Below are 13,615 nucleotides of genomic sequence, written 5' to 3'. Positions count from 1 at the left end.
CCGATCGTCCGGCGGAACACCCGCTTCAGAGACCAGAGCACCACCAGCACCACCAGGATGCCGAGCATGAGCAGGAAGTAGCTGTTTCCGGACATGTGGGACGCCCCCTCTGAACGCAGCGCCACCGCGGCGCCAACCGGGGCAGCATCCTATTCGCGTGGTGTCCCGCCGCAGCGACCGCCGGCCCTCGGTCACGGCACGTGCTCGGCCCGGGACGCCTTCCGAAACTGCGACGGGCTGACACCGCTCACCGCACGGAACTGGCGCGAGAAGTAGAACTCGTCGGTGTAGCCGACGGCCCGCGCCACCTCGGCCACGCTCCGGCTGGTCGTGACCAGCATCACCCGTGCCCGTGCCATCCGGGTGCGCTTGAGATAGTCGAGCACTCCTCCACCGGTGGCCTGACGGAACACTGCCGCCAGGTGCGAGGTACTCAGTCCCACATGGGCAGCGACAGCGGGCACGCGCACCTGCTCCTCCAGGTGGTCGAGCAGGTACTCCCTGGCCCGTTGGACCGGGCCGGCTTCGTCCCGTGGCCCGGCGAGCCGATCGGATCCGAGCTGAGCGAGCACGTGCCAGGCTGCCCCGGCCGCGGTCATCAGCGACGGTGTCGTCTCGTCTCGTTCGAGCGCCTGCACCACCTGCTCCATCAGGTGCACCAGTCGCGCAGAATCGTGCAGGTCGACGAGGCGCCGGGAATGCCCGAACGGCTCCAGCAGCTCCGCCAGGTCAGAGCCGGTCGCGTGAAACCACCACAACGTCCAGGGGTCGTCGACGTCGGCGCGGTACAGGTGAGCCACACCCGGCGGGAGGACCAGCGCCTGCCCCACGGTGACGGTGACCGTCCCACCGTCCACGTCGCAGGAACCGCGCCCATCGGTGCAGACCAGTACCACCGCCTCGCGGGCGCCGTGGGGGCGGATTCGACCGTGGTTGGCAGCGTGCGGGAAGTACCCCGCATCGCTCACCAGCAACCGGGAGGTGAGTCCTCGGCCAGTCGCCCGCGCGACCAGCGGGCGCGGCAGCACGCGCATCCGCTGTCCAGGGAATCCGTCCCTCGTGTAGGCCACCATGGACCTAGTCTGACGTACAATCGCACCCCATAGATCATCGAATCGTCCAGGAACTCCGGACGATCCGACATTCCGATCTTCGCGCTCGCGACCTAGCGTCGAGAGCATGCTCACCGATGAGCCGACGCTCACCCTCCCGGCCCGCCCCAGAGACCAAGCCGCCGCCCCCGTCGCCGCCTGGAGCGAACCGCTCCCGCTGCGGACCTACCACCCGGCACCGCCCTCGGACCTCCCGGCCTACCTGGATGCTCGGGTGTACCAGGGGTCCTCCGGTCGGGTGTACCCGCTACCGTTCCACGATCGCATCGCGCCGGAGCCGGTCATCTACGAGTGGGACGCGATCCACCTGGAGAACGCATGGATCCGGTTGGTGATCCTGCCGGAGCTGGGCGGCCGGATCCACCTGGCGATCGACCGGCACTCCGGCGCCGAGATCTTCTACAACAACCCCGTGATCAAACCGGCCCTCGTCGGCCTCGCCGGCCCCTGGATCGCCGGGGGCATCGAGCTCAACTGGCCGCAGCACCACCGACCTGGCACGTACCTGCCCACCGACACCCACATCACCCACGACGACGACGGTTCGGTGACGATCTGGTGCTCCGACCACGACCCCTTCGACCGGATGAAGGGGATGCACGGGGTCCGTCTCCACCCGGACCGTGCCACCATCGAGCTGCGGGTTCGCCTGTACAACCGCACCCCACTGACCCAGACGTTCCTGTGGTGGGCGAACGTCGCCGCCCGCACGCATCGGAACTTCCAGTCCTTCTTCCCAGCCGACGTCGATGTCGTGGCCGACCACGCCAAGCGCGCGATCACGGCCTTCCCCGCCGCCGACCGCCCCTACTACGACATCGACTACCCCAGCCGGCAGTCCGACACGTTCACCGCCGCGGACGGCACGCTGGTGACCGGAGACCGGATCGACTGGCCGGACAACATCCCGGTGCCCACCTCCTACATGGTCACCCGTTCCGATCACGACTTCTTCGGCGGCTATGACCATGCCACCGGCCTTGGCTTCGTGCACGTGGCCGACCGGCGCATCGCCGTCGGGAAGAAGCAGTGGACCTGGGGGGAGTCACCGTTCGGCCGTGCCTGGAACCGGAATCTCGCCGACAGTCGTGAATCTGCCCCCGCCTACGTCGAACTCATGGCGGGGGTGTTCACCGACAATCAGCCCGACTTCGCCTTCCTCGCCCCCGGCGAGACGAAGGTGTTCTCCCAGGTCTGGTACCCGCTGCGGGAGATCGGGCCGGTGACCGAAGCCAGCGAGGAGGCAGCTCTGCGGGTGCAGGTTGCCGGGGACGCCCTCTCCATCGCCGCGTTCACCACCGCCAGCCGGCCGGGGTGTCACCTCGAGGTGCTGGACGCCTCCGGCGACGTGGTGGCCGAGCACATCGCTGATCTCGACCCCGCCACCCCGGTGCGCTGGGAGATCACCACCGACGGCGCAGCACCGCTGACCGTGCGGGTGCGCCATGGCGAGCAGGTACTGGTGAGCCAGCCGACGGCGCAGACTCGCCCGACCGACCAAGGCGACAACGCCGCAGAGGTGCAGGCGGCGACCGAGCCTCCCCCGCCGGCGGAGGTGGGTTCCGTGGAGGAGCTGGGCGAGATCGCCGGGCACCTGCAGCAGTACCGGCACGCCACCCGTTCCCCTGAGCCGTACTGGGCCGAGGCGCTTCGCCGGGAGCCCGGTCACGCGGGGGTGAGCACCGCCGTCGGGATCGCACGCCTGCGGCAGGGCCGCCTGGGTGAGGCAGAGGCACACCTGCGCACCGCCGTCGGCAGGCTCACCGCCTATCACCCCACCCCGGGCGACGCCACGGCGCTGTATCACCTGGGGCTGGTGCTCACGCTCGGCGACCGTACCGAGGAGGCCTACGAGCTGTTGGCCCGTGCCTCCTGGAACCGTCCGTGGCGGGCACCCGCCGGCTACGAGATGGCACGGTTGGATGCCGCCGCCGGGCGCGACGCCACCGCACTGCACCGATTGACCGATGTGCTGCGCGCCGAGCCGGAGCACCTGCAGGCGCGCACGCTGCGGGCACTGCTGCTGCGCCGCACCGGGCGCGCTGCGGAGGCCGAAGCCGCACTGGCTGAGCTGGCCGAGCTCGACCCGCTGCACTGGTGGTCGCGCGACCTGGCCGGCGAGCCGGTCCACGCGGACGCTCAGACCTGTCTGGATGTGGCCGGTGAGTACACCGCCGTCGGTTGTCTCGCCGATGCCCTGCGGATGCTCGACCTCGCCGTAGTACGCGACGCCGGGCGTGCGCTCGGACAGCCCTCGGTCACGGCCCTGGCCCACCTGCATCGCGCCGAGCTTCTCGCCCGGACCGGGGACGACCAGGGAGCGCGGGAGGCACGGGCCGCCGCTGCCCGCGCCGATCGCACCTGGTGCTTCCCCGGCCGGCTCTCCGATGCCCTGATGCTCACCCGTGCGGCGCAACGTCACGACCCGGTGGCACAGGTGCTGCTCGGGCACTGGCTGTACGCAGCCGGACGCAAGGACGAGGCACTGACCGCCTGGACAAGCGGCGCGCGAGGGGCGGGGGACGCCGTCGTGCACCGGAACGTCGGGCTCGCCCTGGTCACGGTGGCGGGCGACCTCGACGGCGCACGCACCGCCTACGATCGTGCGCTCGCCCTCGCTCCGGGGCACCCGCGGATCCTGCGCGAGAGTGACCAGCTGGACCGGCGGCGGGGAACACCGATCGCGGAACGGCTCGCGCACCTGCAGGCGGCAGAGCGCGCAGTAGCCGAGCGGGACGATCTGGCTGCCGAGGTCGCGCACCTGCTGGTCTGCTCCGGGGATCCCTCGGACGCGTACCGGATCCTCAGCTCCCGGCAGTTCCAGCCCTGGGAGGGCGGGGAGGGCGAGGTGCTGCGCGTGTGGGAGCGCACCTGTGCGGCACTGGCGCGCAGGGAGCTGGCCGAGCAGCGGCTCGAGGAGGCGGACGCCTGGGTGCGGAAGGCCATAGCGCCACCGTCCTCGCTCGGAGAGGACCGGCACCCGTTGGCCACCACGTCCGCGTTGCAGCTCCTCGCCGGAGACGTCGCCAACGCGGACGGTCGCGCCGAGGATGCTGAGCGCGCCTGGTCGATCGCTGCCACTCAGGTGGGCGACTTCCGCACGATGAGCGCCAGCCGGCACAGCGAGGCGACCTTCCACAGCGTGCTCGCCCTGCGCCGGCTCGGGCTGCTCAGCGAGGCCGCCGCCCTGACCGAGGATCTGCGGGAGTTCACCGACGATCTCGCCGCCTCCACACCGGTGATCGACTACTTCGCGACCTCCCTGCCGGAGATGATGCTGTTCCCACCGGACCTGAGCGTGCAACGCGATATGCGTGTGCAGTTCCTGCGCGCGCAGTTGAGCGTGCTCGACGGCGATCTGCCGGCCGCCGTGGCTCGGCTGCACACGATCCTGACGACCGTGCCCGACCATCCCGACGTCCACGACCTGCTGACCACGATCGAGGAGCGACGATGACCTACTCCCCCGTACCGATCCCGGCCCATCTTCCGGAACGGCTGACCCTGACCTTGTGGGACTTCTCCTGGTTCGTGCGCACCGGACCGGGTGAACCGTTCGAGGATCTTGACCGTGCCTTCGCTGAGGCGGTCGAGCGCGGGTACAACACCATCCGCATCTGCGCGATGCCATATCTACTGTTCGGCTCCGGGCTGGACACCACCGCGCTGCGGCTCGGCTCGATGGGTGGCGAGTACGCCCAGCGGGTGCGCTGGTACGACGTAGCCGCCGAGACCACCATCGACGCACGCGAGCACCTGCTGGAACTGTTCCGGGCAGCGAAGCGTCACAACTGCTTCGTGATCGTCTCCTCCTGGGAGTACCAGCAGAGCCCGGCGTTCGCAGCCTTGCCGGACTGGTACGAGGCCCTGCACGCGGTGGACCCGGAGGAGCGGGCCGTGGAGCTGGCACGGGCACAGTCCGCCCTGGTGGACGTCCTCACCGAGCACGATCTGGCCGACCGGATCGCCTTCGTGGAACTGCACAACGAGGTCCAGATCGGGCACCTGACCGAAGGGCTCGGGATGGCCGGGGACGAGGCGGTACTGGCCTTGCACGACCGGCTGGAACGAGGACTCCGGATGTTCCACGACCTGCAGCCGGAGGTGCCGGTCACGGTGAACTACGCGGGAGTCCCGGTCGGAGAGATGCGTGGAGTACCGCACAATGCCGACGTACTGGTGGTGCACCCGTACGTGTACGGGGTGCTCGACGCCCTGATCGAGACGTATGGCCTTCGCGGACCCATCGAGGAGTACGCGCAGGAAGCCGCCCGCCGGGAGTTGCTGCGCCCGGGTGCCCCGGACCTGACCGAATGGACGGCAGGCGAGGCCTGGCGGATGCACGCGATGATCGTGAGCAAGCCCGAGATCTATACCCATGACTGGTGCGACCCCGAGGCCTTCGACCGCTGGCTGTACGACCACTACGGCGAGCACCGGCTCGCGATGAACTCCCGCCTCACGCTCTGGCTGGAGACCGCCGCCGATCAGGCAGCCGCCCGCCAGATCCCGCTCGTGCTCGGCGAGGGCTGGGTCGGCTACACGCCCAAGGACGGCCGATTCGAGGAAGGACCGGTCGGCGCGCAGATCTGCCGTCAGGCCATGGCCGAGTCCGCCCGCGTCGGCGCCTGGGGGTCGATCGTGTGCTCCAACGCCGCACCTCAGCACTCGATGTGGGCCGACGCCGACCTGCAACGGGAGGCGAACGCCATCTTCACCCGAGCCTGATCCACCCCCACCACCCGCACGCGCCGGCACGGCGCACACTCCAGGAGGTTCGACGATGAACACCACCACCCGCACCAGCCTCGTCTCCCGGCGAGGATTCCTGCTGGGCGCGAGCGCCCTCGGCACCAGCGGTCTGCTGGCCGGCTGCCTCGGTTCCGAAGGAACCCCAGAAGAGACCACCGGCTCCGATGAGACCTCCGGGTCCAGCGAGCCGACCGGCCCGGTCACGCTGCAGAACTCGCAGTCTGATCCCGCACCGCGCGAAGCGCTGGAGACCCTGATCGGCGATTACCCCGCCGATGCTGAGATCAACACGGTCGCCATCGAGCAATTCCGCGCCCAGCTGTCCACCTACCTCACCTCCGCCAACCCGCCGGACGTCCTCACCTGGTACGCCGGATCGGTGGCCCGGGACTATGCGGCCGAAGGGTTGTTGCTGGACGTCTCGGACATGTGGGAGGGCGACGGGGCATGCGCGAACTTCTCCGACGCCTTGCGCGAGCTGTCCTCCGCTGAGGACGGCAGCCAGATCTTCGTCCCGACGAACTACTACTGGTGGTCGGTCTTCTACAAGAAGTCCGCCTTCGAGGAGTGGGGCGTGAGCGCACCGGAGACCTGGGAGGATTTCCTCGCCCTGTGCGAGGACCTCAAGGGCAGGGGCGTGAACCCGCTCGCCAACGGCATCGGTTCCACTCCCTGGATGGCCTCGGGCTGGTTCGATTACCTGAACCTGCGCATCAACGGCGCCCAGTACCACCGGGAGCTGCTCTCCGGGGAGCACGCGTTCACCGATCCCGAGGTGGAGGCGGTCCTGGAGGAGTACGCGACGCTCATCCCGTACTTCGATCCCAACATGGCGTCCTACTCCTACCAGGAGGCGGTGACGCCGATGGTGCAGGACGAATCGGCCATGTACCTGATCGGAGCGTTCGTCACCCAGTTCTTCCCGGAGGACCAGCGCGACGATCTGGACTTCTTCTCGGTGCCACCAATCAACCCCGATGTACCCAGCGCTGAGGAGGCGCCCACGGACGGTTACTTCGCTGCCTCCGGCACGGACAACCCGCAGGGCACGAAGGAGTTGCTTGCCTACCTCGCCTCGGCGGAGTCGCAGCAGACGTTCATCGAGATCTCCGGCTCCTCGAACCTGCCCACGCATCCGGATGTGGACACCTCCAGCTTCTCTCCGCTGGTGCAGAAGGGCATCGAGCTGCTGAACAGCACCGAGGAGATCACCCAGTTCTTCAACCGGGACTCCTCCGATGCACTGCAGGCGACGGCGGACGATGCCCTGACCAGGTTCCTCGCCGATCCCTCCGACATCCCGGGCATCCTGGAGGGCTGGCAGGCTGCCGCTGAGCGGGTCTGGGACCAGTGACGGCACCAGCCACAGCCACGTCGACCGTGCCCAGAGGTGGTGGCGCGCGCTCGACCCGCCCGCGGTGGGTGACGGCACTGCGGCGCGTGCCGCTGATCGTCTGGGTGTTCCTGCTCGTGCCGCTGGCCGTCGAGGCGTTCTGGGTGTTCTGGCCGGCGATGAACTCGTTCTCGCTGTCCTTCACCCGGTGGAACGGTGTCGGTGCGGCCGAGCCGGTGGGGCTGGGCAACTATCAGGACCTGATGTCCGACCCCACCTTCCAGACGGCGCTGCGCAACAACGTCATCTGGGTGATCGGCTTCGGCGGTCTCTCGGTGGTGATCGGGCTAGCTCTGGCGGTCCTGCTGAACCGCCCGGGGCGGGGTATCGGGCTGTATCGGGCGGCGATCTACCTGCCGATGGTGTTCTCGCTGGCTGTGACGGGCCTGTTCTGGCGGGTGCTCTACTCCCCCGACGGGCTGGTGAACTTCTCGCTCGACTCCCTCGGGCTCGGCGGGTTGGAGCGGCAGTGGCTGGCGGATCCGGACGTGGCTCTCTACGCGGTGCTGGTGGCGGCCGTGTGGCGGCAGGTCGGCTACATCATGGTGCTCTACCTGGCGGGTCTGAAGGGCGTGGACCCGGCACTGGAAGAGGCCGCAGCGATGGACGGGGCGAACCGGTGGCAACGGTTCACCCGGATCGTGATGCCGCAGCTGCGCAGCGTGAACGCCGTGGTCTTCGCGGTCACGGTGATCGACTCGCTGCGCACGTTCGACATCGTGTGGGCGATGACCCGCGGCGGTCCGTACAACTCCACCCACCTGCTCAGCACGTACATGTTCGAGCAGGGCTTCACGTTGGTGAACCTCGGCTACGGGTCGGCGATCGCGGTCGTCATCTTTGCCCTGGCGATCGTGTTCATCATCAGCTACCTCGTCCGTTCCATCCGGCAGGAGGAGTCATGACTCTTGTGACCGCATCGGGGAACAAGCGCCGTGCGATCGGCCAGCGCTCCCCCTGGTTCCACGTGCTGATGATCCCCTTCACGCTGCTCTGGATCGCGCCGATGGTGTTCGTGCTGATCGTCTCGCTACGCCCGTTCTCCGACATCGTCGCCCGCGGTCTGAGCGCCCTGCCCACCACCCTGAGCTGGGAGGGTTTCGGGACGGCGCTGACCACCGGCGGCATCGGCGTAGCGCTGCGCAACTCGGCGATCGTCACGGTCGTGGCGGTGGTGCTCTCGCTGTTCCTGGCCTCACTGGCCGCGTACGCGTTGAGCCGGTTCCGGATCCCGGGCCGCACCGCCATCCTGCTGCTGATGCTGGCCGGCAACCTGCTGCCACCGCAGATCCTGCTCATCCCGGTCGCGAAGATCACCGAGGCACTGGGGATCTACGACACCCTGTTCGCGCTGATCATCGTGCAGGTGGGCTTCGGTCTGGGCTTCTACACCTTCGTGCTGCACGGGTTCATGCGGGCCCTGCCGAACGAGGTGTTTGAGGCGGCGCGGATCGACGGTGCAGGCCCGGTGCGGATCTACGCGCTCATCGTGCTGCCACTGGCCCGCCCGTCCCTCGCTGCCCTGACTGCGCTGGCGACCACCTGGGTCTTCAACGACCTGATCTGGGCGATGACCGTGTTGCGCACTGAGGACAACTTCCCGATCACCGCGGCGCTGCTGAACCTGCAGGGCGGATTCGTCAGCCAGTGGAACGTGGTGGCTGCCGGCGCCGTGATCGCAGCGATCCCGACCGCGGTGGTGTTCTTCATCTTCCAGAAGCAGTTCGTGTCGGGTCTGCTGGTAGGAGCGAACAAGTAGGCGAACCGATGCGGCGACAGCAGCGACACTGCTGCCGAAAGGAGACGCGCCCGGGCCATCCGGCCCGGGCGCGTCTCAGCGGTTCAGCTCAGGGGTGTCAGAAGTTGGAGTCCGAGTCACGCCCGTAGCCGCCCTGCTGGCCACCCTGCTGCTGGTCGCCACCAAAGCCGCCCTGCTGCTGGTCACCGGAATCACTCCCGTAACCACCGGACCGCTCCTGACCGGAGTCACTCCCATAGCCACCCTGCTGGCCACCGGACTGCTCGCCACCACCGAAGCCACCCTGCTGCTGGCCACCGGAATCACTCCCATAACCACCGGACCGCTCCTGACCGGAGTCACTCCCATAGCCACCCTGCTGGCCACCGGACTGCTCGCCACCACCGAAGCCACCCTGCTGCTGGCCACCGGAATCACTCCCATAACCACCGGACCGCTCCTGACCGGAGTCACTCCCGTAACCACCCTGCTGGCCACCGGACTGCTCGCCACCACCGAAGCCACCCTGCTGCTGGCCACCGGAATCACTCCCGTAACCACCGGACCGCTCCTGACCGGAGTCACTCCCGTAACCACCCTGCTGGCCACCGGACTGCTCGCCACCACCGAAGCCACCCTGCTGCTGGCCACCGGAATCACTCCCGTAACCACCGGACCGCTCCTGACCGGAGTCACTCCCGTAACCACCGGACCGCTCCTGACCGGAGTCACTCCCGTAACCACCCTGCTGGCCACCCTGCTGCTGGCCACCGGAATCACTCCCGTAACCACCGGACCGCTCCTGACCAGAGTCACTCCCGTAACCACCCTGCTGGCCACCCTGCTGCTGGTCACCACCAAAGCCACCCTGCTGGCCACCCTGCTGCTGGTCACCACCAAAGCCACCCTGCTGACCGCGCTCGCTCCCGAAACCACCCTGGTTCGGTTCGTTCGCCTCATTCGCTCCGTACGTGTTCTCGTTCATGTGCCCTCCTGCGATCGAGGCCCGCTGGACCGATACCGAACGCGCCGATCGACGCGTTACTCAATTGTTATCGCGCATCCAGGGTGTCCGCTACCGTTGTGAGCACATCCGAGATAATTCGGATGTATAATGCCCGGCTCGCCGGCTCGCCCCTGTGCGAGGCGAATGCGCCCGCAGGGCCCGGTGAATATCACTCCCACCCCCGGTGCCGGAACCGGATCTGCTGGCCAGGCCGCAGCTGTCCGACTGCATCCGCCGCTGCTTCAGTGAGCACTCCGATCACCGGATAGCCACCGGTGACGGGGTGGTCGGGCCCGAAGATCAGCGGCTTCCCGTCCGGTGGGACCTGCACGCTTCCCCGCACCACACCCTCGGAGAGCAGTTCGCCGCTGCGCTCGCGCTCCAGGTCCGGGCCATTGAGTCGCACCCCCACCCTGTCACCGGTGTCGGTCACCGTGTACGGCTCGGACAGGAACGTCGCCACTGCCGCCGTGGTGAACCAGTCCCGTCGAGGCCCCGGGCACACGTCCAACAGGAACGGGGTGTGCTCCGAGCCAAGCTCGACATCTGCGGTCGGCACGGGCCGGTGCGCGGGAGCAACACCGAGCACGTCCCCGGCCCGCACCGGCGGAGGCCCGAGCCCGGAGAGGACGTCGTGACTAGCCGACCCCAGCACGAGCGGCACGTCGAGACCGCCGCGGACCGCCAGGTAACTGCGCAGTCCCCACGGCGGTGGCCGCAGCACGAGCTCGGCGCCTGCCGGCAGCACCACCACGGCCCCGGGTGGGTGCACCATCCCGTCAGCCCTCAGTGGCGCCGGTGCGCCGGCAAGGGTGACGAGTGCCTCTTGCTCGGCGCGCAGGTGCAACCGGCCCAGCATCACCTCCAGAGCAGCCGCATCGTCGGGATTGCCGAGGCGCCGGTTCGCGGCGACGAGCGCACCCCGGTCGGCCGCCCCGGAGACCGGCACCCCGGAGGCCGCGTGGCCGGCGCGACCGAGGTCCTCGATGAGGACCAGCCCGGCGTCGAGCACCCGCAGCATCAGTCCACCTCCCGGAACCGGACCCGGGTCCCCGCACGCAGCAGTGCCGGCGGGTCCGCCTCATGGTCGAAGAGCACGGCGTCGGTGTGGCCCAGCAGCCGCCAACCGCCTGGCGAGGAACGCGGGTACACCGCGGACTTGTCACCGGCGATGGCGACCGCACCAGCGGGCACCGACGGACGCGGACTCTCCAGCCGGGACACGTGCAGGGACGGGTCGAGCCCAGAAAGGTAGGCGAAGCCAGGTGCGAACCCGAGGAAGTCGGCCGTATAGGTCGCGGCCGTGTGCCGGGCGATCACCTCGGCCGCGCTGAGCCCGGTCAGGCGGGCGACGTCCTCCAGGTCCGGGCCGTCGTAGCGGACCTCGATCACGACTGCTTCATCGTCCTGGACCGCCGGCGCCTCTGTGCTGCCGGCCGACACTGTGTTCTGTGCGAGTGCGGCCACGCGCGCAAGCGCGGCGGGGTCGCTCACCGTCACCAGCACCGTGCGGGTGGCCGGCACCACGTCGATCACGCCGCTCAGCTCGCCACGTGCCCTGGCCTCGTGCAGCGACCGGGTGAGGGCGTGCACCGCCGTCAGGTCCTCCACCTCGAGCAGGACGGCCCGCTCCCCGCACGGCAGCGCCCGGATTATGGGGACGGCACTCATGTAAACGGCTCCGGGCTCAGACCAGCTGCGTCGAGAGCGGCACGCACACGCGTGGCGATCGTGACGGCGTCGGGGGTGTCCCCGTGCACGCACAGGGTGCGCACGTCCAGCGGGACGGGGGTACCGTCGTCGGCGATCACCGCGCCGGTGCGCACCAGGTGAGCCACTCGCTCCGCGATCTCCTCGGCATCGTGGAGCACGGCGCCGGGCTCCCCTCGCGGAAGGAGCGCTCCGGTCGCTGTGTACCCCCGATCGGCGAAACCCTCCGGCACCGCGGCCAGGCCCGCCGCCCGGGCCAGGTCGAGCACGAGCGCGCCGGGCGGGCCGACGACGGCGAGCCCCGCCTCGGCAGCAACAGTCACCACTGCACGGGCATGCCCGGGATCGCGGGTAGCCGCGTGGTACAGCGCCCCATGCGACTTCAGATAACTCACCCGTGCCCCGACGGCGGCCGCCGCCTCGATGAGGTTGCGCACCTGGATGCGCAACTCCTCGACCAAGGCTGCCTCCCCGATCGTCACGGGCACGCGCCCGAAGTTCTCCCGGTCCGGATAGGCCGGGTGTGCCCCGATCCGGACCCCCTGGGACAGTGCCGCCGCGCAGGTGGCCGTCATCGTGTCGGCGTCCCCGGCATGCCCACCGCAGGCGATGTTCGCGCTGGTGACGACGGCGAGCATGGCAGCGTCGTCACCCACCCCTTCACCGAGGTCGGCGTTGATGTCAAGCGTTGCCGCATCCATGGCCGAATGATCCCACGAGGCCCTCAGCAGGAACACGGCGGAACCATACAGGGTCGCTCACCATTGACCTGATGAGCATCGGACCGGTCCGAACGCCAGCGACATCAGTGCCTCACAGGTAGGTTGATGTACCTGTGCGTGGTGGAGCGACGAGACAATATCCGGCTCGCCGAACTCTCGGCGTTGTCTCGTCGGCACGAGCCCGCTGGCAAATGATCCTCTTCGTCGAGTTCGGATGACCATGCTTTCACTTCCCCCGTTCGGGGCCGACCGTTCCATGTGGATACCTGCGGTGCCACCGTCGTGGCAGAGCTACTTGGATCTCACGCTGCACCCGCTGCCGGTCCTTCCGGTGATCGGAGCCTTGGCTGGGGGGCTGTACCTGGCAGGGGCACTCCGACTGTGGCGTGCCGATCGGCGCTGGTCTCCATGGGCTACCCTCTCGTTTCTGTCGGGCTGCGCCGTCCTCGTCATAGTGATGAGCGGCAACGTGGAGGGGTACGGCACCCGGATGTTCTCCGTGTTCATGTTCCAGCAACTGACACTCATGATGGCTGTTCCGCCTTTGCTCGTCCTGGGTCGACCTGGGACCCTCTTGCTGCGAGCCACGCCTCATCACCGACTGGGACGGGTCGTATTGGTTGGCGCACGCGGAGCCCTCCGAAGCGGCGTCGGCGCGGTCATACTCCACCCAGCCTTGATGATTCCCCTGTTCCTCCTGTGCTTCTACGGCCTGTACTTCAGCGACCTCGCCACCATGCTGCTGAGGACCACGCAAGGTCACATTGGCCTAGAACTGCTGTTCCTGGTCGCGGGCATCCTGTTCACCGTGCCCATCCTGTCGGAGGACCCGCTCCCCCACAGCCACAGCAACCTGGGCCGCGCGGCGCACCTACTGATCGAGATGCCGACTCATGCGTTCTTCGGGGTCATCCTGATGATGAGCAAGTATCCAATGGTCGAGGCCTTCACCGACCCGCCGGCTTCCTGGGGCGTGGACGTCCTGGACGACCAACAGCTGGCCGGCGCGCTGGCATGGTCCTACGGCGAGCTCCCAGGTCTGGTGATGCTGCTCATCCTTGCCTCGCGATGGTTCAAGGACGAGAACCGCCAGATGGCAAAGCTCGACCAGGACGAAAGCAGCAGCCACGAACTCGACGACTACAACAGGTACCTCCGTAGCCTCGACGCGAAGCATTGAGT

11 protein-coding genes are annotated in these 13,615 nt (G+C 68.6%); 7 read left to right on the top strand and 4 right to left on the bottom strand.

The features are described from left to right. Positions 1-191: 191 nt before the first annotated feature. Positions 192-1,073, bottom strand: coding sequence for a helix-turn-helix domain-containing protein (locus BLU77_RS21530; RefSeq protein ID WP_089775580.1), 882 nt, complete (start codon positions 1,071-1,073; stop codon positions 192-194). 106 nt (positions 1,074-1,179) lie between these two features. Here BLU77_RS21530 and BLU77_RS21525 point away from each other — a divergent pair, with 106 nt between their 5' ends. From BLU77_RS21525 to BLU77_RS21500, 6 genes are all read left to right on the top strand, one after another. After that, positions 1,180-4,569: a DUF5107 domain-containing protein gene (locus BLU77_RS21525; protein ID WP_089775578.1), complete on the top strand. Its 3,390-nt coding sequence runs from the start codon at positions 1,180-1,182 to the stop codon at positions 4,567-4,569. Beyond that, a complete protein-coding gene (locus tag BLU77_RS21520) occupies positions 4,566-5,840 on the top strand; it encodes a cellulase-like family protein (protein WP_089775576.1) in 1,275 nt (424 codons plus the stop codon). The genes BLU77_RS21525 and BLU77_RS21520 overlap by 4 nt, the downstream gene beginning before the upstream one ends. Before the next feature lie 55 nt (positions 5,841-5,895). Continuing rightward, positions 5,896-7,218, top strand: coding sequence for an ABC transporter substrate-binding protein (locus BLU77_RS21515; protein ID WP_089775574.1), 1,323 nt, complete (start codon positions 5,896-5,898; stop codon positions 7,216-7,218). A gap of 68 nt (positions 7,219-7,286) precedes the next feature. Further along, entirely contained in the window at positions 7,287-8,162 is an 876-nt protein-coding gene (locus BLU77_RS21510; RefSeq protein WP_245708993.1) for a carbohydrate ABC transporter permease, read from the top strand. Continuing rightward, positions 8,159-9,016 carry a carbohydrate ABC transporter permease gene (locus tag BLU77_RS21505; RefSeq protein WP_089775572.1) on the top strand — a complete coding sequence of 286 codons (858 nt, stop codon included), beginning with the start codon at positions 8,159-8,161 and terminating at the stop codon, positions 9,014-9,016. Before BLU77_RS21510 ends, BLU77_RS21505 begins: the two co-directional genes overlap by 4 nt. 94 nt (positions 9,017-9,110) lie before the next feature. After that, entirely contained in the window at positions 9,111-10,082 is a 972-nt protein-coding gene (locus BLU77_RS21500) for a hypothetical protein (protein WP_089775569.1), read from the top strand. An 88-nt stretch (positions 10,083-10,170) separates the two neighbouring features. Here the strand turns inward: BLU77_RS21500 and BLU77_RS22855 are convergent, their stop codons facing one another. Genes BLU77_RS22855 through BLU77_RS21485 form a run of 3 tightly spaced genes read right to left on the bottom strand, consistent with a single transcriptional unit; the run spans position 10,171 to position 12,412 of the window. Continuing rightward, positions 10,171-11,022, bottom strand: a complete 852-nt coding sequence (locus tag BLU77_RS22855) for a 5-oxoprolinase subunit C family protein (protein ID WP_089775567.1) — start codon at positions 11,020-11,022, stop codon at positions 10,171-10,173. Then, positions 11,022-11,672: a 5-oxoprolinase subunit B family protein gene (locus BLU77_RS22850; protein ID WP_089775565.1), complete on the bottom strand. Its 651-nt coding sequence runs from the start codon at positions 11,670-11,672 to the stop codon at positions 11,022-11,024. Before BLU77_RS22850 ends, BLU77_RS22855 begins: the two co-directional genes overlap by 1 nt. Next, positions 11,669-12,412 (bottom strand): 5-oxoprolinase subunit PxpA, encoded by a 744-nt coding sequence (locus BLU77_RS21485; protein ID WP_089776120.1) that lies wholly within the window; start codon positions 12,410-12,412, stop codon positions 11,669-11,671. The genes BLU77_RS22850 and BLU77_RS21485 overlap by 4 nt, the downstream gene beginning before the upstream one ends. A gap of 235 nt (positions 12,413-12,647) precedes the next feature. Here BLU77_RS21485 and BLU77_RS21480 point away from each other — a divergent pair, with 235 nt between their 5' ends. Then, positions 12,648-13,613, top strand: coding sequence for a cytochrome c oxidase assembly protein (locus BLU77_RS21480; protein ID WP_342741484.1), 966 nt, complete (start codon positions 12,648-12,650; stop codon positions 13,611-13,613). Positions 13,614-13,615 lie beyond the last annotated feature (2 nt).

Origin of the sequence: Ruania alba (genome assembly GCF_900105765.1) — a bacterium.
Taxonomy (GTDB): Bacteria; Actinomycetota; Actinomycetes; order Actinomycetales; family Beutenbergiaceae; genus Ruania; species Ruania alba.
The sequence above is the reverse complement of the archived record's forward strand: the minus strand, read 5'-3'. Positions and strand labels throughout refer to the sequence as shown.

Excerpts from the sequence above, each read along its gene's own strand:
- BLU77_RS21530 (WP_089775580.1), bottom strand. The coding sequence starts at position 1,073 with ATGGTGGCCTACACGAGGGACGGATTCCCTGGACAGCGGATGCGCGTG.
- BLU77_RS21525 (WP_089775578.1), top strand. The coding sequence starts at position 1,180 with ATGCTCACCGATGAGCCGACGCTCACCCTCCCGGCCCGCCCCAGAGAC.
- BLU77_RS21520 (WP_089775576.1), top strand. The coding sequence starts at position 4,566 with ATGACCTACTCCCCCGTACCGATCCCGGCCCATCTTCCGGAACGGCTG.
- BLU77_RS21515 (WP_089775574.1), top strand. The coding sequence starts at position 5,896 with ATGAACACCACCACCCGCACCAGCCTCGTCTCCCGGCGAGGATTCCTG.
- BLU77_RS21505 (WP_089775572.1), top strand. The coding sequence starts at position 8,159 with ATGACTCTTGTGACCGCATCGGGGAACAAGCGCCGTGCGATCGGCCAG.
- BLU77_RS22855 (WP_089775567.1), bottom strand. The coding sequence starts at position 11,022 with ATGCTGCGGGTGCTCGACGCCGGGCTGGTCCTCATCGAGGACCTCGGT.
- BLU77_RS22850 (WP_089775565.1), bottom strand. The coding sequence starts at position 11,672 with ATGAGTGCCGTCCCCATAATCCGGGCGCTGCCGTGCGGGGAGCGGGCC.
- BLU77_RS21485 (WP_089776120.1), bottom strand. The coding sequence starts at position 12,412 with ATGGATGCGGCAACGCTTGACATCAACGCCGACCTCGGTGAAGGGGTG.
- BLU77_RS21480 (WP_342741484.1), top strand. The coding sequence starts at position 12,648 with ATGACCATGCTTTCACTTCCCCCGTTCGGGGCCGACCGTTCCATGTGG.